A 25,068-nucleotide genomic window follows, 5' to 3' on the forward strand; every position below is an offset into this window, starting at 1 on the left:
AAGGTTACGAGCACCTTTGTTAGAATTTTTCATGATATTTTGTCCCATCTTTATAGGTAATCTCAATTTCTCCTGACATTGATGACACTGTCTTCAGTTCAATCTCTTCCAGTGTCTTTTCAATTTCTTCAACACTCGGAAGTCGTTCTTTCAGGTCTTCAGACAATGCCCTGGTCAGTTGATACTCCGAAACCCCAATGGGTTTCTGTATATCCCGCAGGGCATATTCTGCAATCGCCCGGTTCTTCTCCCGACAGAGGAGAAGGCCAATAGTGGGATTGTCTCCATCCTGCCTGATGAGATCGTCCACCGCAGAGAGGTAGAAGTTGAGTTTGCCTGCATATTCAGGTTTGAACTCATGGGCCTTCAGTTCGATGACCACGTAGCAGTGGAGACGGGTATGATAGAAGAGGAGGTCGAGATAGAAGTCCTGATCTCCGACAGTAAGGGGATATTGTCTTCCGAGAAATGCAAAGCCGATACCGAGTTCGAGCAGGAATTGTTGTATATGGGAAGTGAGACCGTCTTCGAGGTCTTTCTCCTGGGCTTCTTCAGAGAGGGTGAGGAAATCGAAGATGTAGGGATCCTTCAGGGTTTGATGAGCAAGGTCTGATTGGATAGGAGGAAGAGTGAGAGCAAAATTCGTCGTTGATGCTCCTTCCCGAAGGTGAAGACCTGATTCGATCTGATGGACGAGGATATTTCTACTCCATCCATGTTCAATTGCTTTTTTTATGTAAAATATTCGTGTATCCGGGTCTTTTATTCTTGTTATGAGGAGACAGATATGGAACCAGGGCAATTGTGCAGCAACCTGCTGCACAAATTCAGGGTCTGGGTATGTTGCAGCAAAAGCTTGCATGTATTTGAGATTCCTGACCGAGAACCCTTTCATATCAGGGAATTCTTTGCGGAGATCCTGGGAGAGTTGATCGATTACTTTGGCTCCCCAGCCGAGTTTCTCCTGGTTTGTGAGAATATCTTTCCCGACATTCCAGTAGAGGAGGATTAACTCACGGTTTACTGATACAGCGGCTTTGAGTTGGGCCTGGCGGATTCGGGTCTTTAAATCCGCTAAAAAAATTGGGTATTGATTCGTGATCATATTTTTGTTGGAGAGTTTGAAAATACACTTGTATCTATCTGGTTTTTTTCAAGAATACTACAGATTATTTTAAAAACTGGATAAACCCAGGAATCTGAATAAGGTTCAATTTTTTCTCCATCCATTGTTAAATCATCTGATTCAAGGACATCAAAAAATGAAATCTCTCCATTTTTATCGATATATTTACTTTTCAAACCTTTTTCGTATTCATTCGCTAAATCATTAAGATTCAAGTTTTCATAAATCCATATTAACAAAAAAATTGGTTCGTTCTCATGAGGATAATTACAAATATAATCTTCCAATTTTCGAATTCCTTGGAATATTTCACCACTTATGATGAGAAGAATTGCATTGTTTAAATTTTCTATTTCAAAAGTACTAGTAAATGCCAGGTTATTCAAAATCGATTTTAATCTCTTATGATTTTGAGCAATTGTCTGAAGAGTGGTAATATATTGAGGATTTTCCCTATCTAAAGAATTTAATAGAGATATTCGGAGTGAATCTGAAATTATTGTTGAATCGGTGGAATCAAAGTGATTAATTAATTCATAATAATTTTCAAAATTTAGATTCCTATCATAATCGTCCCGATTTAAATTAACAAATTTTTTTGCTAACCTTAATGCTTCTCTTTCCCGAGACTTTTTTAGTAATAAATTGACAGAGTCGATAAGGATCTCAAACTGCTGATATCCGATTTGAGATTCCGCAATGTATTCTAAAGCAATGTCTTCTTGGTTAAGCCCGATAAATTTCTTTATTAAATTAATATTATGAAAACTTGCATCGATGGGTGATATATTATAGAATGCGCCCATTGCTTCATCAAATAATCCAATTTTCTCTAAAAAAGTTCCGATATCATAGAATTGAACCGGCGAGTATGTCCCAAATTTGAACATGTTATTAACTGCTTGATTTGTTTCCTTTCTCAATCCTTTAGAATGAAAGAATGAAATTACTTTTTCATATTCGTCTAATTTAAGATTATTTCGGGTTAATAAAAATTCAAAACATTTTCGACTATTTTCACATGAGTTGATTTTATGAAATGCTTCTGCATATTTAATAAGCACATCATTATCTTCTGATTCAAGAGTGGAAATAAGAAGATTTGTTTGAGTATTGTCTCCCAGTTCTGTTTTGCATTGATGAATTTTTAAATTGACTCTGACAGAGATCTCCTTAAGAAATGGAGTTTCAATTTTTCGATTCCGAATTTTTTGGTATGCCTGGATTCCTGATTGATATACATCAATAGCTTCATCAATATCATTAATTTCTCGATACAAATCCCCTATCTTCTCTGATAATGTGAGAGCATTTTTATTTAATTCAATGATATCCTGGTATTTTGGATCACTGGTAGAATAATTGATAGCTTCAGAATATGCATCAATCGCCTCTTGAAATTTCTTTTCTTCCTCATACAATTGACCTAATTTTTCCCATAGTGTTGATCTTTCGGGATAATATGTGAGGATTGATTCCAAAAAGTCTATACAAAGAAGATTTCCGCCTTTATTTTTTAACAAATCAATTAAAAAGAGGTCATCATCTTGTTTTTTATCTTCATTATATGAAATAGTAGAAAGAATTGCAGCGGTTGATATGGCATCTTTTGCTTCAATAAAAATGTTGAGTAATCGCTCAACATCCTGTCCGGATAATATCCCGGTAAGATGCTGAGCCCATAATATTGGTGAACTTTTAAAAAAGAAGGTTATCCAACGCATAGGCCAGAGTTGAGTTAGATATTCTATTTCTAATAAATATTTACTGAGTTCTTCTGGAGGGGAAGAAAAATAATCAAATATGTTATCTAAGAGTTTTTTTCCAGATTTTTCTACTTGAATGCTAGTAAATAGTAGGATTTTTTCAATTATGTCCTCATTTTCCGCATCACAAAGAAATGCCAAACAATATGCCCAGATACATAGGTCATAATGTCCCAATTTTCGGCAATTTTCTGCAGTTTTGGTAAATATTGCAGAGATAGATATTCCTGAATTAAAGGGGATGGGTCGAATTACTAGTACAATATCGATAGGAAATCTTTGCGGATAATTAAAGGAGAGGGAATAATAATAGTTTTTTAAAGCCTCATCAGGGTCCTGGTCAAAATTTAAATTAGCTGCATATAAACACGAGCAGATCTCAACAAGGAAATTATCATTTTCAATTAATCTGATAGGGTAATCCGCATGGAGCCTCCGAATAATACCGTCATTATCTGATTTCTCCATATTATTATTCATTTTTTAATTTCCCTACAACTAATTTTTAAAACCTTATACTAATCTTTCATTGAGAAAACGATTATGAAGTTCAGAGATTTGGGTTTCCATTTTTGATAATATCTCTATTAATTCGCTTCTTTTATCTGCAAGTTCTTCAGATTTGTTTTTGAGTGAGTCATATTGAAAAACAAACGATTGAAGAGAGGAAAAGTGGTTCTGAATCAGATTATTAACCCAAGTATGGCCACCAGGAAAAGCAGATTTAGTATCTAAAACTGTAGAACAGATGATATACATCAACCATTCATTCATCCGCGAATCTCGTCCAACCTTAAAGGTTTGAATTAAATCAGATTCAAAAGAGGGGGGAATTATAGTAGTATCTATTTCTTTCAGAGATTTGAGATAATTGTTCTGATCATTTCTATACTTCTCAAATAATCCCAAAATTTGATTCGCAATTTTTGTAAATATTTTATCTTGAGTATAAATGAGTTCCAATTTACCTTCTTTTTCTATAAATACGTTAGATCTTAAAATAATCTCATGAATTTTTTTGTCTGTAATTAATATTGAGTCAATACCTTCCCCTTTTACTTTTATGTATGTACCTTCCTTAAGGGACTTGATCAATTCGAGAATTTCAGGCCTCAATTCAGAATAAAAGATGATATCCAACTGCTTAGCTTTATCACGCAATGCCTTCTCTTTGTCAAAATGCCGATTAAGAAAATACCCACTAAAAAATCCAAATATGCCCGTCATAATTGGTAACACTCCTGGAAAAACTAAGAATGAAATAATCGCATTTATCATCCCTCATACTCCTCTTCCAGTCCATGTGCAATCGCGTAGCTCTTATTCCGCTTACATGCCGCCCTGACCCGCTCTGGCCAGTACCTCATCGCAGTATACGACCAATCGTACTTCCCCTCTTCCAGTTCTTTCCAGAACTTCACCGGTTCAACCTTCCACGATGGGAATAACTCCCGGAGCGGGGCCATATTCAGGATCACCCCGTCATCGAGCTCTGGCTTCCACCCGACCGTCTTCCCGGTCTCATCCGTCTTCTGAATGATCCGGGTGAGAGAACTATCCAGTTCCTCACAATCCACGAGAGCCTTCTCGAGTTGTTCCCGCTCCTTCTCAAGAGCCTTCCGCTCCCGGCCTTCAGCAGTCTGGATCGCCTCCATGACCTCACCGATCCTGCTCAGGAGGGCATTGATCCTCCCTCCCAGATACCGGGCCGACTGGATCAGGAAGAGCGAGTCTGACGTCATCCGCTCATGGAAGACATAGCAGCTGTACTCCTTCTTTGGTGACTGGATCAGCCAGTAGATCGGACGCTTCCGGTACCACTGGAGATGGATCTTCCAGTAATCTTTTAGGAGGAATGACCGGATGGTCGCCGCTCCGGTCGCCATATCCCCCCCCAGCACCGCCAGGATCTCCGTGGTCGTCTCCTCTCCGAGCATCAGGTTCAACCCCGTGAGGATCTTCTCGCCCAGGTCATCAGGATGCCCATCTTCCAGGACCGTCACCGCATCGGCATCGGTGAGATCCCGGAGGGTCTCATCGGTCTCGGGTGAGAAGATATGGGTTCCGTCCACGATTCCGGATCCGAGTGCCCCTTCTTCTCCGGGGATGAACCGGCCCATGATGATCCCGATGGCATACCCGATCCAGCGGTTAGCAAGGTCTTGGGGTGTTGGGGTCGGGAGTGCCGGGGGCTCACCCACTTCGGCCTCGATGGCTGCCCGGTCCTCGTCGGTGATACCGTAGAGGCGATAGACCTCGTCGTCTATCTGGTTTTCGATCTCCCGGAGGTGGTCATGGCGGGCTTTGACGAGATCTGACATCCCGGAGAGGGTGGGGGCGAAAGGGGGAGCGTTGAAGTCATAGGTGGTCTCGTCTTCGGCTGAATCGACCTTGGCGAGGGTGATGGCGGTTTCGACGAGAGATTCTATGATTATGGATGATTTAGAGGGAATTGGGAGCCTAGCTAAATCACCAACCTGAAAATTTACCGTAGGGTTAAGAAGCTTTAAGGTATAGTTGGCAAATTTAGAATTTAAAATTGCAAGAATTAGGTGAATTTTTTCAGGAAAAATTGAAGAACCAGCCACATCGAATATAAATCCTTTAGGTGTGATTCGAGCATTAAATATAGCAGAGGTTAAAAATGAATAATTAATACCCTCTTTTAGAAAATATTCTTGATTTTGAGGTCTTGAAGAAATTTTTCCAGATTCAAGTCCAATATTCTTGACTTCTAATCCATTATTAGACCAATTTACAATGCACTCCTGATTTCCATACCATTTGCAATAATCTCCACCCTTCATATAAGGAATCCATCTATATTCTCCTATGTTTTGATTCGTAAATGATTCAGCACCAATTAATAGATTTTCTTTACCTGACTCCCACCAAAAACGGACAAATCGAAAATTATCTGAGGTGGCTAATCCTTGCCGTGGTGGAGTATTTTTTCCTAACTCTGGTAATGATGTGAATAAACTACGATAATCATTAGTAATCCAGTAAATCCAAGGATTAGATTTAATTTTAAAAAGATCTACAAATTTAAAACAATATAAAAGCTTAGTTTGGTTCTTAAAGGAATCTTCCAATACATTTTTTTTATTGGTTCCTTCTTCCTTTACTGCACGGATCCAAATTGATGTTGAATTTTTCCGGCTTTTTTCATTGGATTCTATGCGAAGAACAGACATGACAAACCCTTGTGCATTGGGGTTTGACAATTCGAATTCAGATTTGGCTCCTAAATGACATCCAGTTTCAATGCACATTTTATCTGTGATTTCTTCACGTAACGCCTCATACGAAGAAGTAAACATAAAAGAATGGACTGTGATAATTCCACATCGTCCTATTTCGTTTAATAAGTTAATACATCTCGAAAAGAAAACAGAATATAGATCTCCAGATTTATCAGGAAATAATGAGTTGAGAATATCTCTTAGTATTTCATTTATATTTTTTCGGCCAGAATATGGAGGATTTGCTAACACGACATCGTACTTCCGCCTAAGTACTTCCAGCAATCGAAGCCCTTTCTCCGCCTCCCCGGCAAAGAAACTCTCCTTACCTTCACTATGGGCCGTTGCATACTCCTGAAGTTTCTTCGCGATATCATCCCCGAGCCGTTCCCAGAAGACCTCTTCAAAGGCTGACTCACCAAATCCTTCCAAGGGTTTCCCGGAGAGATCCGTCTGCCGACCCTTCACCTCGAAGCGATACTTCTCCTCCTGCACAAGTTGGGTGATCGACTCCTCGATCTTGAGCAGAGACCCGAGCTGCGGGGCCAGTTTCAGTTCTTCAAGTAGCTGACGGAGAATCCGGTTATATAACGGGGTAAGCCCGGCCTCCTTCACAAATTTCTCGAGATGCTCCCCGCTGATCGGCTGCACCCCGGCATGGGCCAGGTGATGTTTCGTAATCTTAGTCTCCGGATTGTAGACCTTTGCCTTCAGGTAAAGCGTTAATCCCGACAACTGGATAGCCCGGAGGTCAATATCTGCCCCCCAGATGTTATTTCCAATGATTGCAACAGGAATCTCTTTTTTATCCTTCACCGATGGAGAGACCGGCCAACCCGGAGTTCCCGCCTTCTCCATCTCCTCCTCGTACATCCGGGTGAAGAGATCAAATGCCACCAGCCCGAAGTGCATCGTCCCGCAGGCAGGATCCAGGAGGGTCAGTTCCCTGACCGGTTTCATCGTGACCGGGGGAACCTCTCCCTGGAGGGGAACAAGGTAATCAAGATATTCAGTGAGTCGGGTATCGGGATGCATCTGCACCCACTGGCGGCCAAGGGTGTTTTGGACAAGGTACTTCACGATCCACCGGGGGGTGAAGAGCTGGGTCGCTGCCGGGATATCCTCCGCCTGAATCTTCTTCTTCTGCTTGTAGAGCCGGTCAAAGACCGCAGCCTTCTCCTCCTCGTTGAAGTACTGGTACACCCATCCGATCGTCTCCTCTGCCTGCCATGAAGAATCAAGATCCGGGCTTATGAGCAGGCTGATCAGGGTGTTCAAGGCTGGTGGCCGGGGGAAGAGCCGGGACGGCAGACTCTCGGGATCAAAGAGGACCGCGATCTCTCCGGCGATATCACGACAGAGCGAGAGGAGAAAGAGCCGGTATGCCCGGTCCCGTCCCGTTTCTCCCCGGCTGTTCAGCGAAAGGTTGCCCATCCCCTGCTTGATCGCTTTCTGTTCCGGGGAGACGGACCATCGGAGAAAACCGTTTGAATCAACCTGCCCTTCCAGGGACTTTCTGATAAGCCCGCGAACCTCCATCATCCGGAGAGCCACCAGCCGGTTCGTCCAGGTGAACGAGACCTCTTTTACCAGCCGGCGGTATGCTTCCTGGGCAGGCATCCCTGAAGACGTTTCATCAGCAAAGAGCTGCTCAAGGAGACGCCTGGTCTCGGCAATCTCACTATCATCCCGGATCGCCGGGATCTTCTCTGCTGGGGTGAAGACTCCCTTATCAGAGAGACCATACACCCCTTCAAGGAGATCCTGGACATCAGTGGTTAAGGTCTTGCGGGCAGCCAGGGAGAGGTCATGGAGAGCAGCCTTGTTCACTTCCGATGTATCGGTCATCGTCATCACGCTGTAAAGACGAGCGTATATCCTTCGTCAAGGAGTTTCTGCAGTTCTGCTTTCAGTTCGGCAACGGCAAGGTCGAGATCTTCGGCATCCTCGATACGGCTCGGAAGATACGTCGATATCTTCACCTGCTTGATCCGCTCCGGTGGGATGAGGAACTCCTGGATCTTCAGGTTCATCGCCTCTGTCAGCCTCTCTCTCAGTAGAGTGTGGGTAGAGAGGGTCGCGACATTTGCCTTGCAGACCGGACAAACATACTGATCAGAAAGGCCCGTCCCGGTGCAGATGTACGGTTCAACGATCCCCTGCACTATCTCCTGCTGTGCCGGAGTAAGACGTTCGAAATCAGGATTATCATGAAGGAGCTCCCGAATACCGGTGAACACGACATTCCGGTCAGCATGGGCCTCCCGGTATCGAACCCCGTATCCCTTTTCTGCCGCAGAAAGAAGGGTCTGGAGTTCAGGTTCCCGTTCTATCAGATCATCAGACGCAAGCAGGGCAGTCAGGGCTTTCAGCTCCGGACCTCCTATCCGGTCTTCTACCGCCGGAGCGGCAATCGGAACAAATCTTCGGGCACTCTCAAGCACGGTAATGAACGAGTCGGTAAGCCGGCGTGATAACCCCAGGTACTGATCCCGGGTATGCCGTAGTGTCTGATCATACCCCTGCAGTACCTTGCAGACCGCTCGTGATGAGGGGGCAGACCGGATGGCCTGGAGCATCACCTTCAAATTCTCAACATCCTCAAGATGAGGTAGTTTGTACGACCGGATCGTCGCTGCAAGCCCAACCACCCCGTCATACTCCTTGTTTGCCAGTTCCACAAATCCGGCAGCAATCTTCACCTCATCAATATCGAGTTCTACCCCGGTCATCTCCCGGTGAAGATCGGAGAGCCTGACCAGTGCCTCTACCGGGATATTGGTATCAGAAAGGATGAAAGCACTACTCCGGAACTTCGGAATCGTGGTGAAGATGGCCTGGGCCTCCTTTTCATCATAACTCTCATAGGTCTTGCTCTGATGCATCACCGCAAGCATACCGCCCCGGAACAGGGTTGCCAGGGTCATCATCACTACTGCACTATCCCAGCCAAAGCCATACCCGCCAAAATACTGCTCAAGATACTTCCCTGATATTGCCTCACCCCCGTACTCATGCTGCCTGCGGATCGGCTCAAGCACCAATGCGACAATCGGGGCTTCCGGGTTAATTACGTAGTTATTATTCTCCTTCCTGACCAGGGAGAGCCCCCCGTTCCCGTCATAAAAGATCGCAGGCAGACCGGAGAGGTTCTCATCACGAAGCACCCGTTCTGCCTCATTGCCTTTCAGGTTCACCGCCCCGACCGAGAGATGGGGGAAGAGGATCGGTGCTGCATATCCAAAAAGTGCCAAAAATGCAGAGGAAAGATCCTTTCCAAGAGCAGCACTCTCTTTCCTGACCCCCTGAAAGATCCCGACTCCTTCGCTCAGAGACTGGAAGAGTTTCTCTGACAGCCGGGCCTGCCACCGGGCCTGCTCTTTCTTCTCTGCCTCCAGGCACTCCTGCTCGATCGCATTGATCTTATTCTGGGCACGAGCCTGGTCGTACTTCCGAACCATCTCACGCGATGCAAAGAGTTCAGTCACCATCTCATCGATCTTCGGCGTCGCAGACATCACCCAGAAGATGTCATACTGCCGGTCTTTTCCCCGGCTCTCACTCTGCACCCGTTCAATCTCTACCGGGAACTTCTCAGGATCCTCCGCGATCTCGATATACATCACAATCGATCCAGGATCCGAGACACGGGTCCCGTCCACCGAGTACGAGACCTTGAAGTTCTTCAGATTCTGATGCCGGTAGGTCTTCAGTTTCGGATCGGTAAGACTCTTCCCGATCTGATCCCGCATAATACCGGTCCGGTCAGCAGGCCGGATCTCTCCTTTCAGTGCCTGACGTTCCTCATCCCAGGTCTTCTCACCCTGTGAGAGGAGTTTATACCCCTCTTCCGTCTCCTTGATGAACCGCTTGGCAAGCAGCCGGTCCACCGCAGCCTTCACCTCGGCAACCGGAGCATCCTGCCCGACCTCTGATATCAGGACCGATGCAATATTCTTCGGTGTCCGGGGAATCTCCCGGACAAATGTGAGCAGCATGATCACTTTTGCAACCCGAACCGGCCACTCAGAATCTCCCTCCTCTTCAAATGAAGAGAGGATCGTCATCATATCCATCCGGCCTTCAACCGAAAGGTTCGCTTCGACCAGTTCATAGATCAGATCAAGCGTCACCAACCGGCCGACCGGAGCATCAGCAAGCCGGGTCCGTTCAGAGACCAACATCTCATACGCCTGCTTGATGATTGTCCGGTTCGCTCCTCCCTGATGCTTCACTGCTCCGGACTGGAGCCGGATAGCAGACATAAGCCGGATGGAGAGATCAATCATATACGGCAGATAGGGATATGATTCGACAAAGGTATCCGCTGAAATCGTGGTCGCAATGCCGGACCGCTCAAGAGAACACTGGGCGATGAGCCGCCCTTCGGATTGCTGGAACATCTGCTGAAGAGCCGGAACTGCCGCCTCTTTCTTGGAGAGCACCCGCCGGCTGGCAACCTCCCTGATATCAGCAGGGGAGAGATCCACCTTGTACGCAAACCGGTCCTGGAGCCGGGCAATCTGAACATTCTTGCTATCGATTGCCGCAATCACTTCATTCAGCTTCTCTTGTGACGTGACCACGAGCCAGATAGGAGCAGGAATCTTCCGCTCTTTTAGCCGTGACTTTCCTTCCTTTCCGATCTGTTCTACCAGGGCACGAAGATCCTCTATCTTCTCTGAGCTCCGGGCAACATACTGACCAACCTCATCAATGACAAAGACCAGGGCCTTCCCTGGTATTCTCCGGCCAGGAAGATCAAAAATACGACCGACGATCTTGTTCACCGTCAGTTCAGCCTGCCGGATCTTCACCGACTCTGCCCAGGAAGTAGCAGTCGGGAAGGTCTGTGGCTCCATCTGATGCAGGGTTGCACTCGCCCGGTTGAGCTTCGTCGCACCGATTCTGGCCTTTTCCCAGGTGGTATCAGGATACTGGGATGCAAAAGCAGAGAGGAATGTATCCATCGTACCTTCCTCCTCAAGCTGAATCTCCAGCTCTGCAATATCAAAATCGGTAGAGTACCCCAGATGCTCAAGGAGCTTGCGGTACATAATCTCAGCCATCGGCTCAAGCCCCCCATGCTTCACCAGCCGATCGGTTGAGATATCAAACATGATCACCTCGGTGGGAATACCGGCATTGATATAATCCAGATATTCACTTACTCGGGTGTCCTTGATCTGATCCTTAAAGAGAGCACTGGCACTGCTCCCGTGGATGGATGGATTCTTTAAAATATATCCGAGAATTTTTGCAAAAGACGATTTACCTGACCCGAAAAAACCAGACACCCATATCCCGATATTCTCATCTGTCTGGTGGGTCTGCGGGCCTTTTGAGATCGCTTCAAGCACTGCCTGGTACTGTTTCCTGATATTATCAGTGACTACGTATTCTGTAATCTCTTCAAACACGGTCTCTTCATCAGCCTGGTTTACCTTGATAATCTCGGCGATCTTCTGATTCAGATCCCGTTCCAGTATGTCGCGAATAAGTGTCATAGTATCAGTATATCTTCACCCGATATCCGCCGGTGGCAGGACGGTCATGCAAATCCATAAAACGAAGGCCGTGAGGCTCTTCGAGCGATCCAGGATAAAAGAGGATGGTCATCACCGATACCAGTCCATAGAGTTCGTCAAGTAACCTCGATACCTGGTAGAAGTGGGGGGCAAGAGCCCCGACATGTACCAGAAATCCAATATCGTGCTTTGGATCCAGAACCGAGAGTTTCTCCTCAAGAACATTTGAGAGGGGGCAGTACATTTCTTCTGAAAGATAGGTTGTTATCTGTTCCTGCACTTCGGAAAACTTGCCAGACCTCTCCTGGTCGATAAGCCCCCCGAGTTTCCCTTCTCCCGGATTCTCCTCTTCAATCTTCTCAAGAATCTCCCAAAGTATCTGTTCCATCGAGAAAGTTACCACGTTTTTCCCGGCATTTTTAAGTTGTATTGCGAGATTCTGTGTCTCTGATCGTAGTGTCCACTCATCCTCCGGATTGTATCTGAAGATAGCAAATGGCATCTCCCGGTACACACTGATCCGGGGTGGATCACTCAGAATATCTTGTCGTAGTTGTTCAATTCGTCCGGTTAATGATGACATGTGCATACTCCGCAAGGGTTGGGCTTGGATAATCTATCCGAATCACTGGCCAGGCTGCATTGTAAATCAGGAGCCGATCCTGTTCGCAATCGACATAAAACCGTTCTACGAGATCTTTCTCTAAAAATAATATCTTCCATTCATCGGTGGTCACCAGTTGTTGACCCGAAAATCCCTGTTTCTGAAGGTAGAATGAGAGAAATGCAAATGAGGCATTTGGAATAAGAAACGGAGCAAAATGTTTTTTTCCTCGACCTTCGAAAATTCCAAAGTCCCGGAGGAGAGCCAAAAAATGCTGAGCTACTCGAATCGTAGTCTTTGGAGACCATGAGGTGATGGTTTTTCCCTCCTTCACATATTGTTGAACAACCTGATCGATCTCTGATGATGATATGGAATCAGCTCCAGATCGTCTTCGTTCAAAGATATAGCCAACCAGGAGATCGTGAATGAGAAGATCTGATCGGACGGTTAAAAAAAAGAGAATTGGATAGAGAACCTCGTGAGTTAGTCGATGGTTTACTAAAATATGGAGTGCTGCGCAGAGATCATCATCATAGAGATAGCGATGTTTAAAAATGACCAGCACATCTTCAAGTCTGGATCGGGATGGTTTCGCTAAGATGTTACTATCCCTGATATACGCTAAATTCTCTTCCCGATTGAGAGAAATATCCCAGGTTGATAATAATTGGAGCGTGTCATCAATGAGGGCGGATGCTTTGAGGATCTTCGAGGTATATTGAGCAGACATAATGATATTCAAATATGGAATTGATATTTAATCGCAACTTTCCTATTGTAAGAAAATCACCATAAACATATCGAAATTATTTTCCTATTCGAATTAATTTGATTTAATTTTGTAAGTAAAATAACCCACACATATATATTATTAATAAAATAAATACAATGAAATAAAAGATATATTAATCTAATATTAGATTCTCTTAACCCATATAGAGAGATTTTTCCAATAACTTTATACTATATTGAGCGGAACAAAAACCACAATCTTTCTTCAGGACGGGAAGTTTCGCTCACTTTATCTGAACATCCCATACTCTAAACTAAGATCTAACTAGTGCCTGTCGTCTCTTAATTTTAAAATTGATTCTCTAGGGATTTTAATATTATTTTTAGATGACGAGGGGCACTAGGCATAATAATTATTATAGATCGTGAAGAATGGATTATACAATAATACCCCCCGGAGATCCGATTATTATTCTTCTCCCGGATCCTACAGTACACGAGATTTATGATCCTATCTCCAGCATTCACCTCACTATACACCCCGATCTGGTATCTCACCCTCATCCTCTGGATTCTCGGCGAACTCTACCTGATGTACCGGGACCGGAACACCTCAAAGCACCAGGACCGGGGATCCCGGAGGAAAATCGGGTTTGCCATCATCACCGGAATGGCACTCTCATTCTTGGTAGGATTCAACCCGATCTTCTGGTTCCAGATCAATCCTGATACAATCATGGGTATCAGTATTGGGATCATGTGGGCCGGAATCATCATCAGGTTCCTGGCTATCAGGACACTGGGCCGTCATTTCAGAACCATTATTCACATCAGGGATGACCATACCATCGTCAACACCGGATTATACCAATATATCAGACACCCGGCCTATCTCGGATCCATCATCACGGCATTCGGCGTCACCCTGATATTTCAGAATATGCTCATTCCCATCATTGTTGTGGGAGTTCTCATACCCGCAGTTCTCAACCGGATATCATATGAAGAAGCAGCTCTCTGTGATCATCTGGGACCAGCATATGAAGAGTATATGAAAGAGACCTGGAGATTGATCCCGTATATCTACTGAGATATCGAATAGAACCAACCATCATGGTTGGAAATAGTCGATTGGAAATGGAAATTATTTCTGTACCTGCAATCGAATAGCGCTACATTGTAGTGAGCACACGTTTTGAATTATTCCAGAACATGTTGCATTAAAACAGATAACCTGATAATCCTGAGATCACATCCGGATAATCGGCATAATATTCTCCCGGGTCCCGGGATCAACAACCTTATTTTTCTCAACCTTTTGATAATCTTCTCGCATCACCTCCCGGATCTGTCGTCTCCAGAGTTCTAAGATATTCCCCCCAAACAGGATTAGTCCGGTAGAAGGGAACCATTCCCCGAACTGTTGTGAACGGGCGGGACAAAACCCCCAATCTTTCCCCGGAGCGGGAACCCCCGCTCGCTTTTGCCGGACATCCAATCCTCTAAACATAGATCTAACTAAGAATAATAATAATTATAATAATAGAGCGGGAGAATAGGATCATACAGTGACCACCGGCCCCCATGATCACACATCTCTGCATACCTGGATCTCCCGCTCTCCCGCCCGGAGATCCATCGACCACTGCACCACCCCTGAAACCTAAAATTAACACCGGATAAAGAGAGGATTCGTCCCGCTCAAACACACAATCTCCCGCTCACAACCATGATCCAACCAGACCTGATCGCCCCATGTGGCATGAACTGTGCACTCTGCCATGCCTATCAACGCCCGAAGAACAAATGCCTGGGATGCAGAGATGAAACCCCGAAGAATGCCAAATCCTGTGAGACCTGCTTCATCAAAAACTGTGAGATTATCAGGAATTCTCCATCTCATTTCTGTTATGACTGTCCGGATATGCCATGTAAGAAGCTCAAACATCTGGACACCCGGTACCGGACAAGGTACGCAATGTCCATGATAGACAACCTGAATGAGATCAAGGAAAAAGGGATAGACTCATTTCTCGCGAGCCAGACCGCAAAATACACCTGCCCTACATGCAACGGTCTCATCTGTGTACACAAAGCCCGGTGCCTGACCTGTGAGCCCAAGAATCCCAAAAAGGAATGAGAACTTATCTCACTCTGCTCACCGGACACTTTCGACTGGGCCTAGAAAACCTGCACAACAATATATCAGTAGTAACCGAGAATCCAGATGAGGATACTGAAATATCCTTGTCCAGATATCAGATTCAGAGGAGATTGATAACAGATCAGAACTAATAGAAGTGTCCTATGGCTGGCGAATGAATTTCTAACGCCCCCTCATTCGCAAAAGATCCAGTCTCATACCCGATACCTCCCAGTTCAAGCCTTACCAACCGGATTTATGGGGTATTTCAGATTCAGAACGAATCAGTAATTGAAGAGATTGCTGAAAGTAACATCCTTGAATAATATCAGAGACATACCCTCCGACACAAGGGTAATTGTTGATACCAACATTTCTGGATCTGTGTCTTACTCTTCTTCCAGAGCAGTGCTAAAATCCTGAATTGTACGTTTTAAAAATTTCCTGACCTTTTCAGACTCGGTAAAACCCTGGTCCAGGCGATCTACCAGAGTATTAATCATCTGAACACCCTCAAGAATTTTAATCTGTTCCGGTCCTTCATGCATTCCAGCACTCATGGAGATTAATGTCAGGGGATTTCGTATCTCATCATTTAATGCTGCAAGTTGAGCCATGTTTTTGTCTATCTGCCGAAGTGCAATCTCTTGTTCCTCAATAAGTTCAGTCTCATGGGTAATATCACGGCCAATACAAAACCTGAATATATTGTCTTCGATGGTCACGAACACTATCTGCATATCCAGAACTATTCTCTTCTGTTGAGTGTTGGTAAATGACCATGAAAACCGTTTTCCGGTATACGTAGGTTCTTTCCAGTATTTTATGAAAAGATTACAATCTTCCGGATGAGAATGGCACATGGGAAGATGAGATATGGGGTATCCAAGGATCTCCTCTGATGTAAGACCGGTCAACTTCTCAAAACAGGGATTACATACCAGGATTCCTTCTTCATCCCCGATTATGATTGGATCTGCCACGGCACGAAACAGAGTGCCCCAGCGAATATCAGATGCCAGTGCCTGTTTCTTAACCCGGTCAAGCGAATTGAATGTGTCAGGGTTCATCTTCTTGATTGAATCAGTATCTTCAGGATTATGGAATGCCATTTTTCTCAGGGGATTTTTGATATTGTTATCTGATACTATTTATCACTGATGAAATAGTATAGGATGTCCTGTGAATAAGTTCTCGTTTTGATAGTATGAAAAATTGAATGACCGTTCATCTCATACAGTGCAGATCATCCCTATTTGGATGACAGAAGAGAAACAGGGGTCATTCTAACGCGTGCATCTGAATTACGATTCATAGTGGAAGGCACATCTTCTCAAAAGGTGTGCCATTCCATATAACTTCTATGGATAATCCTTTTCATCGGCCCTGCCTGATGTCCCCAACGGGTCACCGTCGGGGGTTACATCAATTCACAGAAGAATCACTCAAAAAGGGTATTGGTAAAGATAACCACACTCACCGGACCCTTCCGGTTCCTCCCTTCCATAACAGCCCTCACCCTGGCTACCGGAGTTGTATACCAGAGACCCCCGATATCCAGGTACAGACCCCGGCCACTATCAGACAGCCGGATTCTTCCCCACGAAAACTCACCGTCTCCAAGACCGGCAATAGTCGCGGTAAGCACCTACCTATTGGCCCGCAAATTCTGAAAAGTAATCTCTGATATTCATAAGGAGACATTAAATTATATTGAATTGAACGATTTCATACAGAAGATATTGCAAAAAATATTAAATCTGCATTCTGTTTTAGATAAATTGAATCAAAGAATTTGACATTAAATATGATCTTATCGCATCGGTTCCATTGAAAAATGCGACCGAGTTCTTGATAATCAGAAGAGAAAGGAATACCTGATAAAAGGATAGAAAAAAACTAACATATGTTATTCAATCTTTTTTAGATTCATGCAAATAGAAATATATCAAGTGCATTCAATGACACTAAATAAATGACAACTATCACCAGCGTATCCTTTCCGATTCCTAAATCATATATAACCCGTTTCTTTACCAAAGGAAAGAACATACGTACCAGACCTGCCACCTGCCTCAAAGGAATAAAACCCAGAGATATAAGGGAAATCGATGAAATCCTCCAGAGACTCAATGGTTCCGGAGAACGAAATGGATGATCTGCGGACTGAAATTGATAATATTTTGCAAGATCCGGCAGGCTCTACAGAATATCGCCTCCATGCCGTAAAAAGGATATTCGAACGAGGAATCTCACGAAATTGTGTATCTGAACTTATCAGAACTGGTGAAATTATTGAATCATATCCTGATAATACTCCTTTTCCCTCCTGTCTTATCATGGGTAGATGCCAGGAGCGACCCTTTCACGTAGTTATAGGAATTCATATGCAGGAAAAGATCATATATGTAATAACTGTATACGAACCTGACTCAGAAGCATGGGATTCTGAATACCGGAGAAGAACATGAGATGTGCCATCTGTAAACATGGAGAATGCACCCCGGGAACTATCACTGTCACCCTGGAACGGGGAACCACCACCGTTGTCATTAGACAGGTTCCTGCCCGGATATGTAACATCTGTGGCGAAGAATACTTAAGCGAAGAGATCACCGATGCGGTCCTGAAAATTGCAGAGCAGGATGCACGTGCCGGGGTCCAAGTGGATATCAGGGAATATCAGGCTGCTTGTGCATAAAAACCCCAACGGTGCCCCGTTGGGGGCCACAGGTAGGACCGGTGAAAAGGACTTTTACATGCAAAAGAAACAACTGTCGTTACCGAATATCATAATTAGTAGAGAAGAAAACAGAACTGATGCATATCTCATATAATCTGATCGCCACGAAAGATTGCATCAGAAGATAGTAACACCCTTTCCTTTTCAGAAGTAATCGAATATCAGCGCTAGGATATGAGTAAGACCTCCATCTCATTTCTGCTATGACTGTCCCGATATCCCATGCAAAAAACTCAAACATCTGGACATCCTGTATCGGACAAAGTACGCAATCAGTATGCTGGACAACCTGAATGATATCAAGGAAAAAGGAATGGACTCGTTCCTTGCGAGCCAGACTGCTAAGTACACCTGTCCCCCATGTGGCGGTTTCATCTGCGTACACAAAGGCCGGTGCCTGACCTGCGAGCCCAAAAATCCCAAAACGGAATGAGAACTTATCTCACTCTGCTCACCGGACCCTTTCGGTTCCTCCCCTCCATAACAGTCCTCACCCTGGCTATCGGAGTAGCATACCAGAGACCACCGATATCCAGGTACAGACCCCGGCCACTTTCAGACAGCCGGACCCTTCCCCACGAAAATTCCCCGTCTCCAAGACCTGCCAGGGTAACGGTAAGCACATTTCCCGGGATCTCAAACCTCCCGACCTCATCGATAAACACCACAAGGGAATCACCTTCCCTGATCATCCGTCCACAGAGTTCAAACCCAGAACCCTTCTTCTCAGTCTCAATAAACTGACTCATACTATACCATCACACCACAAAAATGTTCAAAATATTACATTGACACTGTACAGTACAACTTCCCCAAACTCGCCATAAATTCTGAATTGAAGTTACCTACGGAGGACCTGGAGTAGAAACATGGGGGTCTGACTCATCTGAATGAAGCCGATTATAGCACTGATCGCAGATGTGAACCCGGGAATCCGGATCTGACCAGACAGCAACATGTCGATCACAGACCTGACAGCGACCACTCAGAACTGTTCGTCTCACAAGCGACTTCGTATCGATAACTCCCGGAAGAGGAAGGATCGACGCAACCTCACGGGAGACAGCACGATGATAACACGAAGCACACAGCATCCGCACTATCTTTGCAGAACTCCCATGAGACAGACGTTCCTGATACTGTGTCGGACGTTTCCCACAGACACTGCACCGGTGCCGATCAGGAAGACCTGAAATCTTGTGAAAATTCCTTGACTTCACATCAGAAAACGACATCGCCATATCTGAAACCGGTTCGACAGAGCCGTCAGGCCCATCATCGGGATCACTCCCGGGATCATCTGAATCCTGATCATCCCCCTGATCATCCCCCTGATCATAATCACCAAGCCAGACTCTCCCACCCTTCTCCCAGGCGTCATACAGGATCGCATCCCAGAGATATACCCGGGATCTCCGCATCGTCGAGCAGCCCTCATCGCCACTCGTCACCGTCCGGTCAAGAAACGAGACAGCCGGACACTTATCAAGCAGACCAGAGTAGGTCTTCCCATACGAATGATACCCGTGAAGTAGTTTCCCGACAGAAGAGTTCGAGATCCCGGTCACCTGCTGAAGCTCTGCGATCGTCACCTCTGACTGATTCAATGACGTAAACGCCTCTATGAGCACACTCTCACGCTTTGTCAGCTTGTTCGCCTGGGCACCTGTCTCTCCGTTCAGCGTAGCATAGAGCCGTGCAGCTTGTGAGAAGTCATCATGATTCGCAATCACACATTTCACAGACCCGATCTCCTTCGACTCACGCTGACACTGATTCAAAGCAGCATTCGTCCTGATCAGATCGAGCAGCATATCAGGATTCCTCCGGTTCTCTGCGGACTGGAACCTGATCTTTGTCGCATACGGAATCACCACCCAGACCGGTGAGAGCGACTCCCAGATCTGCCTGCAGACAAGAATCTCCTCTGATTCAGGACCGGTGACATCAGGAAGATTCTCTGCACTGCACAGTGTCCGGTCGAGTACCCGTTTGTCCTGGTCCTCCGAGTCGTCGATCCAGCAGGTCAGCATCCGGTTAAAGACCTGGTCATCACCAGGACCCTCAACCTTCGCAATCCACCAGATACACCGTTCAGGAATCGTACAAATCTGTGCCTTCCGGTCCTTGTTCACCGTCCGGTACATAAACGGCTTCTGAAACGAGGTCGTCACACCCTTGAGGATCTCCTGTATCTGGTCAGAAAGGCTCACATCATCGAGCGTGATAACACTCCCTGATGAGAGATCATCCATGTAAAAGAGGGCCTTGTCACTCATCCGGCCCTCGAGACGAAACCGCTGTGGAACAAGACTCATCATCGTCTCGATTGCATGGGACTTCCCTTTCCCTGACTCACCGGTGATGGATACATGCAGCCCTTTGCTGTTGATCACCGACCGGGACGCAAGCGAGTGAACAAGACACTCGGCAACCGTGAGATCACCCTCGTGAACTGAGGCAAACGTCTGAAGGAGGAACGAGAGTGGATCCTCTGACTCAAGGATCCCGGTGCACCGGGAGAGAACCGTCTCGGTGACGAAAGGCTCCTCTTCCTCTACACAATCAGCCTGATCTGCTCCGGTGTCAGAGCACGAGGCCTCGTACTGAGCACGTGCCTGTGCAAGTTCATACTCAGTCGGACGACATCGCCCTTCGGCCTCGTTCTTTGCCCTGATCCGCTCTGACCTCATCCTTGCCAGCCGGGTCTCAACATCAGGCTTTACCGGCTCAAACATGGCACGAAGTTCAGGCCATCGTTGTCTCCTGGACCCGCATGAGTCATGATGACAACCGGCAAAGATGGCTCCGTTCGCAAACTGAATCGCATACGCCCCGTCTGAATGGGCAGAGGAGAACGGACAGGTATCAAGCACAAAGAGACGACCGCTGTTGTACGGCTTCTCAGTGTACGAGAGATTGTGCTCCGTGAGCCATAATGCGAGATCGATCCTGATCTCCGGGTTCCCATCAGGTTCAACTCCCGCATTCTTCACAGAAGAAATGCCCGTTGGCTGCTCCGAATCCAGAAGACAACAGATCTGTTCTGCACTGACCAGATGATCGGACAACTCCTGCTCACGTGCAGCCACAACGACCTTCGATCTCCGGTGTGGCCGATCCGGGAGATTATCACCTTTCCGTGAGATCGTCCCGTACACCTTCCAGATCCGTGAAGCGTTGAAGTTCGCGGTATCAACCTTGCAGCTCGCATCAGAGAACCTGCGATTCAGCAGTTTGAGCACAGACCTGACACAATTGCGGCTTTCCTCATCATTAGGAAGATCGATCCGGTAGAGAAGATGAGCACCATTGCCAGAGTCGGCAATGACCGGATCTGGCCATCCAAGTCCTGATAGAAACTCAGTAATCGAATCAGCCCGGCAGAGTGCATCTGCATGTTCAGACTCTGACGAAGACACACCAGATGGCCGTGCAGGATCGATGTCTATCGGAAGCCATTGCCTCCTGATGATATCGGCATCTGCTGTACTCGCATCCTTCTTGCCGAGTCTGAACTTGATCCGGTTTGCACGCCGTGCAAGCAGAGCAGGATCGACAACATTCAGCGTGACATAAATGCCTGAAACCTTGGGATCTGCATCGTACCTGATGATCTCTGCTGCAGCCTTCTCAAGATCTGAGAAGTATCCGCTGCAGATCCCGTCATCCCGCATGATCCTGACCTCAATGACTCCATCAGGAACAGCGATGAGATGGAGAGAGGAGAGGACCTCTGTCAGGTTCTCATCAGTCATCCTGCCCTCCGGGTTGTATCTGAATATTCCCATTCAATCCGGTACTTACTCTACAGAGCAGAATCAGACGAATGCTGCACCATGCATCAGATCTGATCAGGCTATGACCTGGCATTTTTGAACTCCCCGATCCGGATTGCACCGCCCAGAAGAATCAGGTACTGCTTCCAGATTCCATCATCATATATCCAGAGATGAATACTGCCGGGATACCTATGGCTCTGTAAGAGTGTGCTTAGATCCCGAACCTCATTTCTGAATCCCTGCTTAGATGACCCTTTCCTGCACGACCTGACCCTGATAAAGGTCATCTCACCAGAAACCTGCCACGCAATCAGATTAAACGGGACCGTGTCCTTTCCGTGATGTTCAGTCACCCTGGCAACGATATACTCCCGATTCAGAAGATGATTCTTGACTGCATACTCAGCGACCCTGATATTATGGTACTCATGAACAGCGATCATCAAGCCTCCCAGCTACCGACGATCCACTGTAATGTGAATCGGGATGAGTATTCATCCGTATCAGGTTTCTTACCGCCACACCTGACGTGAAGGATATTCTTAACAGACCAGCCGATAATACATAATCACTCCCCGTGTTATCCAGCCTGCTAGCGAAGGTAATCTGCGGGGAGTACACTTTTGTCATGGAACAACTCCTGGTGTCATGACGATACTCCAGGTGCCCATGTTCAACACCGTTGAACATCGCTCATCTGCGTTTTCTCAAAAGATGACGTTTTTTGAGCACCGAACACATGGTGGTTGTGAGAGACCCGTAAATCTTTTCTTTTAAGCTGCAATAATTAACGTAAGATATATGTACATATAATGAGTCAGGGATTACAGATTCTCTCAGGTACCTCTTCATTGCGCATACTGACACAATTTTAACAAAATTGAATCTGGATCAAAATGTACGAGCAGGTGATCTCTCATGGCGTCCGATTGGCGATCTGACAATGTTACTCACGTGGTTTTACCCCCCTCCCAGAATACTTTATAAACTCATGACATACCCCATAGTGTCGCATCATCAGCGACGAGGTGAAAACGATGGGGGACTTCACACAGAAAAGCGTTGTAAAATCAGCGGTTCGAAAATTAACTTCGCCAATTGCTGATTTCACAGCATTTAATGCACTGGTTCAGGACGTACTTGACAACAACCCGTGGGGGTGCACGGCGTACGAGTCAGCCGGAGTAGCCAAGCCGGCAGTTGAGAAGAGCAAAGAAGCATATGCTGCCGCAATTGCCTATGAGAACGCAGAAGCAAAGCAGGTCGGAAAGATTCCGGTTCGTGCACCAACGATGGCAGCGGTGAACACAACCGTCACCCAGATCACAGGAAACACTGCAATTACGACCGCAATGGGTTCAGGTGTTTCAGCATCACGTGACAGCTCTGAAGATACCTTCAGCTGCACACTCAAATGTCATGCAAGCAACGGTGAACTCTACTCGGTCACCTTCAAGCGGGACAGCGTCAGCCTCTCCAGTTACGAGGCCGATTCGATCCGGACCGGTCTCGAAGCCTGGGCAGATACTGTTGCCATCCTGGCATGATCGCCAATTCTTTTTCATATCCGGGGGGGAGTATGAAAGGGAGGTATATCATTATCGGAATGGCACTCCTGCTTGTTGCAGGAGTCGCCGGAGCCGGATATCATGCAACGACAATCAGTTCTAACGGAGCAGTCATGCTCTCTTCAGCAGGGTCAGATGAGAACGGATCAGTAGTATCCAGGGTGATGGCCCTGGATGATGCCAGGATCAGCAGAACGATTGAGGATAAGGGAGATCTCAACTCCGGTTCAGACCTGCAGGAGGACCTCTCGGTATGGGGGACCGGACCGGTGCTCTTCACAGGATTTGCGTCAGCTGTTCTGAAGAGTTCTGATCTGAGGACACGATGTGCATTTCTGGATGATAGTGGAGAGAGAATAGGAGAAGCCACAAGTGTGATCTCAGGAATCCTGCAGCATGGGGAACTCGACTCATCACGGACCGGTGGTTCGTCCATTTCGGGTGTAACGGCTGTGAACGGGTCTGGGATGGTATACACCGGATCACAGATGACCGGGAACAGGACACTGCGTAACAGAGATTTTATTGCAGGAAACATGTCGGTTAAGGATATCTTCAGGTATGGGGGGAAGATATGATCCTTGAACTGATATCAGGAGCTGCAACGGCTATATGTGCCGGTAATCTTGTTGCATTGTACCTGCTCTACAGGCAATACCGGACACTTGTTGAAGAGTCACTTGAGTTTGCAGGAATGGTGATCTCATCGTTCGAAGAGGATGAGGACGGATCGATCACAACCGACCCGCTCTCACTTGCAGCGTTTGCCATGGACCATGCAAGCAGGCTCTCTGCTCTGACCAGGACAATCTAAATACGGGATTTACATCTGAATCTTCATTCTTGAATACGTTGGAAGAACAGGCATAAAACACTCCAGATCCGTTCCCGTAACAGGATTGCACGCTCCTCTATGGTTGTACCTGATCCTGGTGAGGCTGGATCAGGTTCATAGAGGATACGGTTAACCTCGATCTGGATCCAGGGAATGCCTCTTCTCCAGAAGTGAGCGTTAGAAATAAACCCGCCTGAAAATGGTTTGTTGAGTGTAACAGCATCTTCAGAAGGAAACTCTTCTCTGAAACATTCAGCCAGCAGATGAATCCATTCCGTGCTGCAGGTTGCAAGTGTTCCTTCTCTCTCATCTCCCTGACAGTCTCCATTATTCCCAAGACAGATCAGAGGACGGGGTTTCCCGGCATCGATCTGATTGACAGACCCTGTCGGAAGCATGGAATGACAGTCAAATGCTATCTGAATCAGGGATGGATCAAGGTATTCATCGATCTTCTGATGATACGGGAAGTAGTGCGAGAGCACCATCTTGTGAATGAGATGCAGATCGGGAACCTCACCGGGCCGGTAGATATCCCTGTTATCAAAGGTTTTCGTCTTGATGATTCCATCCGGATCCTGGAGAGGAACCGGCAGGGGAGGACGGTTCAGATCCACGATCATACGGGAGACTGGAGTGTCAATATATGCTGCGACACGGTTTTCAAACCTAAAAATTATCCGGGTCAGGGGATCGGAGTACCATATGAGATCCTGATCAGATAGGAGAAGCCGTGACCTGACAGATTCTATAGCATCAATGCCACCATGGGGAACAGAAATGAGAAACGGAAGATGAGAATTCATTGATATCTATACATGAATAGTGAAGGGATGAGGATAAGAGTGTTTGGACACTGGTACCCGGAGGAAAAACTTTGATCAGAAAAACCTAACCATCCGATCCACCCGAAATACCCACGATGATATTTCTGATACACTGATGAAGCTCATCATATACATTTGAGGATGTAAGGATACTGGTTCAATTAAA

Annotated in this window: 21 protein-coding genes and 1 pseudogene; 9 read left to right on the forward strand and 13 right to left on the reverse strand. The window is 46.2% G+C overall.

Features of this window, described 5'->3' with window-relative positions:
• Window positions 1-19 precede the first annotated feature (19 nt).
• The 7 genes from ACHZA2_RS17335 to ACHZA2_RS17365 are packed head-to-tail and all read right to left on the reverse strand — an operon-like array spanning window position 20 to window position 13,002.
• On the reverse strand, window positions 20-1,105 hold the full coding sequence (locus ACHZA2_RS17335) for a PDDEXK nuclease domain-containing protein (RefSeq protein WP_319580754.1): 1,086 nt from the start codon (window positions 1,103-1,105) through the stop codon (window positions 20-22).
• Window positions 1,102-3,372, reverse strand: a complete 2,271-nt coding sequence (locus tag ACHZA2_RS17340) for a tetratricopeptide repeat protein (RefSeq protein ID WP_319580755.1) — start codon at window positions 3,370-3,372, stop codon at window positions 1,102-1,104. The genes ACHZA2_RS17335 and ACHZA2_RS17340 overlap by 4 nt, the downstream gene beginning before the upstream one ends.
• A gap of 33 nt (window positions 3,373-3,405) precedes the next feature.
• Complete coding sequence (locus ACHZA2_RS17345; RefSeq protein ID WP_319580756.1) at window positions 3,406-4,170, reverse strand: hypothetical protein; 765 nt, start codon at window positions 4,168-4,170, stop codon at window positions 3,406-3,408.
• The gene (pglX, locus tag ACHZA2_RS17350; RefSeq protein WP_319580757.1) at window positions 4,167-7,985 is read right to left on the reverse strand and encodes a BREX-1 system adenine-specific DNA-methyltransferase PglX; all 3,819 of its coding nucleotides are present in this window, start codon (window positions 7,983-7,985) and stop codon (window positions 4,167-4,169) included. The genes ACHZA2_RS17345 and pglX overlap by 4 nt, the downstream gene beginning before the upstream one ends.
• Window positions 7,986-7,990: 5 nt before the next feature.
• On the reverse strand, window positions 7,991-11,644 hold the full coding sequence (gene brxC / locus ACHZA2_RS17355) for a BREX system P-loop protein BrxC (RefSeq protein ID WP_319580758.1): 3,654 nt from the start codon (window positions 11,642-11,644) through the stop codon (window positions 7,991-7,993).
• Window positions 11,645-11,648: 4 nt separating this feature from the next.
• Window positions 11,649-12,248 carry a BREX protein BrxB domain-containing protein gene (locus ACHZA2_RS17360; protein WP_319580759.1) on the reverse strand — a complete coding sequence of 200 codons (600 nt, stop codon included), beginning with the start codon at window positions 12,246-12,248 and terminating at the stop codon, window positions 11,649-11,651.
• Window positions 12,223-13,002 (reverse strand): BrxA family protein, encoded by a 780-nt coding sequence (locus ACHZA2_RS17365; RefSeq protein WP_319580760.1) that lies wholly within the window; start codon window positions 13,000-13,002, stop codon window positions 12,223-12,225. Before ACHZA2_RS17365 ends, ACHZA2_RS17360 begins: the two co-directional genes overlap by 26 nt.
• 507 nt (window positions 13,003-13,509) lie before the next feature.
• On the opposite strand from ACHZA2_RS17365, the gene ACHZA2_RS17370 reads away from it, so the two are divergent.
• From ACHZA2_RS17370 to ACHZA2_RS17380, 3 genes and pseudogenes are all read left to right on the forward strand, one after another.
• The gene (locus ACHZA2_RS17370) at window positions 13,510-14,094 is read left to right on the forward strand and encodes an isoprenylcysteine carboxylmethyltransferase family protein (protein WP_319580761.1); all 585 of its coding nucleotides are present in this window, start codon (window positions 13,510-13,512) and stop codon (window positions 14,092-14,094) included.
• 672 nt (window positions 14,095-14,766) lie between these two features.
• Window positions 14,767-14,889 (forward strand): annotated as a pseudogene (locus ACHZA2_RS17375) (hypothetical protein); the annotation flags it as partial.
• Between the two features lie 39 nt (window positions 14,890-14,928).
• Window positions 14,929-15,144 (forward strand): hypothetical protein, encoded by a 216-nt coding sequence (locus ACHZA2_RS17380; RefSeq protein ID WP_319580763.1) that lies wholly within the window; start codon window positions 14,929-14,931, stop codon window positions 15,142-15,144.
• Between the two features lie 392 nt (window positions 15,145-15,536).
• Here ACHZA2_RS17380 and ACHZA2_RS17385 read toward each other — a convergent pair whose 3' ends face one another.
• A complete protein-coding gene (locus ACHZA2_RS17385; protein ID WP_319580764.1) occupies window positions 15,537-16,259 on the reverse strand; it encodes a PAS domain-containing protein in 723 nt (240 codons plus the stop codon).
• Between the two features lie 329 nt (window positions 16,260-16,588).
• Window positions 16,589-16,795 carry a hypothetical protein gene (locus ACHZA2_RS17390; RefSeq protein ID WP_319580765.1) on the reverse strand — a complete coding sequence of 69 codons (207 nt, stop codon included), beginning with the start codon at window positions 16,793-16,795 and terminating at the stop codon, window positions 16,589-16,591.
• A gap of 502 nt (window positions 16,796-17,297) precedes the next feature.
• Here ACHZA2_RS17390 and ACHZA2_RS17395 point away from each other — a divergent pair.
• From ACHZA2_RS17395 to ACHZA2_RS17405, 3 genes are all read left to right on the forward strand, one after another.
• Window positions 17,298-17,618, forward strand: coding sequence for a DUF4258 domain-containing protein (locus tag ACHZA2_RS17395; protein ID WP_394698622.1), 321 nt, complete (start codon window positions 17,298-17,300; stop codon window positions 17,616-17,618).
• On the forward strand, window positions 17,615-17,848 hold the full coding sequence (locus ACHZA2_RS17400) for a type II toxin-antitoxin system MqsA family antitoxin (RefSeq protein ID WP_319580766.1): 234 nt from the start codon (window positions 17,615-17,617) through the stop codon (window positions 17,846-17,848). Before ACHZA2_RS17395 ends, ACHZA2_RS17400 begins: the two co-directional genes overlap by 4 nt.
• A 319-nt stretch (window positions 17,849-18,167) precedes the next feature.
• On the forward strand, window positions 18,168-18,323 hold the full coding sequence (locus tag ACHZA2_RS17405) for a hypothetical protein (RefSeq protein WP_319580767.1): 156 nt from the start codon (window positions 18,168-18,170) through the stop codon (window positions 18,321-18,323).
• 4 nt (window positions 18,324-18,327) lie between these two features.
• Here ACHZA2_RS17405 and ACHZA2_RS17410 read toward each other — a convergent pair whose 3' ends face one another.
• The 3 genes from ACHZA2_RS17410 to ACHZA2_RS17420 form a co-directional block, all read right to left on the reverse strand.
• Entirely contained in the window at window positions 18,328-18,639 is a 312-nt protein-coding gene (locus ACHZA2_RS17410; RefSeq protein WP_319580768.1) for a hypothetical protein, read from the reverse strand.
• Between the two features lie 96 nt (window positions 18,640-18,735).
• Entirely contained in the window at window positions 18,736-21,648 is a 2,913-nt protein-coding gene (locus tag ACHZA2_RS17415) for a hypothetical protein (RefSeq protein WP_319580769.1), read from the reverse strand.
• A 101-nt stretch (window positions 21,649-21,749) separates the two neighbouring features.
• The gene (locus ACHZA2_RS17420; RefSeq protein ID WP_319580770.1) at window positions 21,750-22,115 is read right to left on the reverse strand and encodes a hypothetical protein; all 366 of its coding nucleotides are present in this window, start codon (window positions 22,113-22,115) and stop codon (window positions 21,750-21,752) included.
• A 594-nt stretch (window positions 22,116-22,709) separates the two neighbouring features.
• On the opposite strand from ACHZA2_RS17420, the gene ACHZA2_RS17425 reads away from it, so the two are divergent.
• Genes ACHZA2_RS17425 through ACHZA2_RS17435 form a run of 3 tightly spaced genes read left to right on the forward strand, consistent with a single transcriptional unit; the run spans window position 22,710 to window position 24,054 of the window.
• On the forward strand, window positions 22,710-23,219 hold the full coding sequence (locus tag ACHZA2_RS17425; protein WP_319580771.1) for a hypothetical protein: 510 nt from the start codon (window positions 22,710-22,712) through the stop codon (window positions 23,217-23,219).
• Between the two features lie 32 nt (window positions 23,220-23,251).
• A complete protein-coding gene (locus ACHZA2_RS17430) occupies window positions 23,252-23,818 on the forward strand; it encodes a hypothetical protein (protein ID WP_319580772.1) in 567 nt (188 codons plus the stop codon).
• Window positions 23,815-24,054: a hypothetical protein gene (locus ACHZA2_RS17435; RefSeq protein ID WP_319580773.1), complete on the forward strand. Its 240-nt coding sequence runs from the start codon at window positions 23,815-23,817 to the stop codon at window positions 24,052-24,054. Before ACHZA2_RS17430 ends, ACHZA2_RS17435 begins: the two co-directional genes overlap by 4 nt.
• Window positions 24,055-24,077: 23 nt before the next feature.
• On the opposite strand, the gene ACHZA2_RS17440 is transcribed toward ACHZA2_RS17435, so the two are convergent.
• Window positions 24,078-24,881 (reverse strand): N-formylglutamate amidohydrolase, encoded by an 804-nt coding sequence (locus ACHZA2_RS17440; protein ID WP_319580774.1) that lies wholly within the window; start codon window positions 24,879-24,881, stop codon window positions 24,078-24,080.
• Between the last annotated feature and the right edge of the window lie 187 nt (window positions 24,882-25,068).

The sequence above is a fragment of the uncultured Methanospirillum sp. genome, from assembly GCF_963668415.2.
Taxonomy (GTDB): Archaea; Halobacteriota; Methanomicrobia; order Methanomicrobiales; family Methanospirillaceae; genus Methanospirillum.

Excerpts from the sequence above, each read along its gene's own strand:
- ACHZA2_RS17335 (WP_319580754.1), bottom strand. The coding sequence starts at position 1,105 with ATGATCACGAATCAATACCCAATTTTTTTAGCGGATTTAAAGACCCGA.
- ACHZA2_RS17340 (WP_319580755.1), bottom strand. The coding sequence starts at position 3,372 with ATGAATAATAATATGGAGAAATCAGATAATGACGGTATTATTCGGAGG.
- ACHZA2_RS17345 (WP_319580756.1), bottom strand. The coding sequence starts at position 4,170 with ATGATAAATGCGATTATTTCATTCTTAGTTTTTCCAGGAGTGTTACCA.
- pglX (WP_319580757.1), bottom strand. The coding sequence starts at position 7,985 with ATGACCGATACATCGGAAGTGAACAAGGCTGCTCTCCATGACCTCTCC.
- brxC (WP_319580758.1), bottom strand. The coding sequence starts at position 11,644 with ATGACACTTATTCGCGACATACTGGAACGGGATCTGAATCAGAAGATC.
- ACHZA2_RS17360 (WP_319580759.1), bottom strand. The coding sequence starts at position 12,248 with ATGTCATCATTAACCGGACGAATTGAACAACTACGACAAGATATTCTG.
- ACHZA2_RS17365 (WP_319580760.1), bottom strand. The coding sequence starts at position 13,002 with ATGTCTGCTCAATATACCTCGAAGATCCTCAAAGCATCCGCCCTCATT.
- ACHZA2_RS17370 (WP_319580761.1), top strand. The coding sequence starts at position 13,510 with ATGATCCTATCTCCAGCATTCACCTCACTATACACCCCGATCTGGTAT.
- ACHZA2_RS17380 (WP_319580763.1), top strand. The coding sequence starts at position 14,929 with ATGCCATGTAAGAAGCTCAAACATCTGGACACCCGGTACCGGACAAGG.
- ACHZA2_RS17385 (WP_319580764.1), bottom strand. The coding sequence starts at position 16,259 with ATGGCATTCCATAATCCTGAAGATACTGATTCAATCAAGAAGATGAAC.
- ACHZA2_RS17395 (WP_394698622.1), top strand. The coding sequence starts at position 17,298 with ATGGATGATCTGCGGACTGAAATTGATAATATTTTGCAAGATCCGGCA.
- ACHZA2_RS17400 (WP_319580766.1), top strand. The coding sequence starts at position 17,615 with ATGAGATGTGCCATCTGTAAACATGGAGAATGCACCCCGGGAACTATC.
- ACHZA2_RS17405 (WP_319580767.1), top strand. The coding sequence starts at position 18,168 with ATGCTGGACAACCTGAATGATATCAAGGAAAAAGGAATGGACTCGTTC.
- ACHZA2_RS17410 (WP_319580768.1), bottom strand. The coding sequence starts at position 18,639 with ATGAGTCAGTTTATTGAGACTGAGAAGAAGGGTTCTGGGTTTGAACTC.
- ACHZA2_RS17415 (WP_319580769.1), bottom strand. The coding sequence starts at position 21,648 with ATGACTGATGAGAACCTGACAGAGGTCCTCTCCTCTCTCCATCTCATC.
- ACHZA2_RS17420 (WP_319580770.1), bottom strand. The coding sequence starts at position 22,115 with ATGATCGCTGTTCATGAGTACCATAATATCAGGGTCGCTGAGTATGCA.
- ACHZA2_RS17425 (WP_319580771.1), top strand. The coding sequence starts at position 22,710 with ATGGGGGACTTCACACAGAAAAGCGTTGTAAAATCAGCGGTTCGAAAA.
- ACHZA2_RS17430 (WP_319580772.1), top strand. The coding sequence starts at position 23,252 with ATGAAAGGGAGGTATATCATTATCGGAATGGCACTCCTGCTTGTTGCA.
- ACHZA2_RS17435 (WP_319580773.1), top strand. The coding sequence starts at position 23,815 with ATGATCCTTGAACTGATATCAGGAGCTGCAACGGCTATATGTGCCGGT.
- ACHZA2_RS17440 (WP_319580774.1), bottom strand. The coding sequence starts at position 24,881 with ATGAATTCTCATCTTCCGTTTCTCATTTCTGTTCCCCATGGTGGCATT.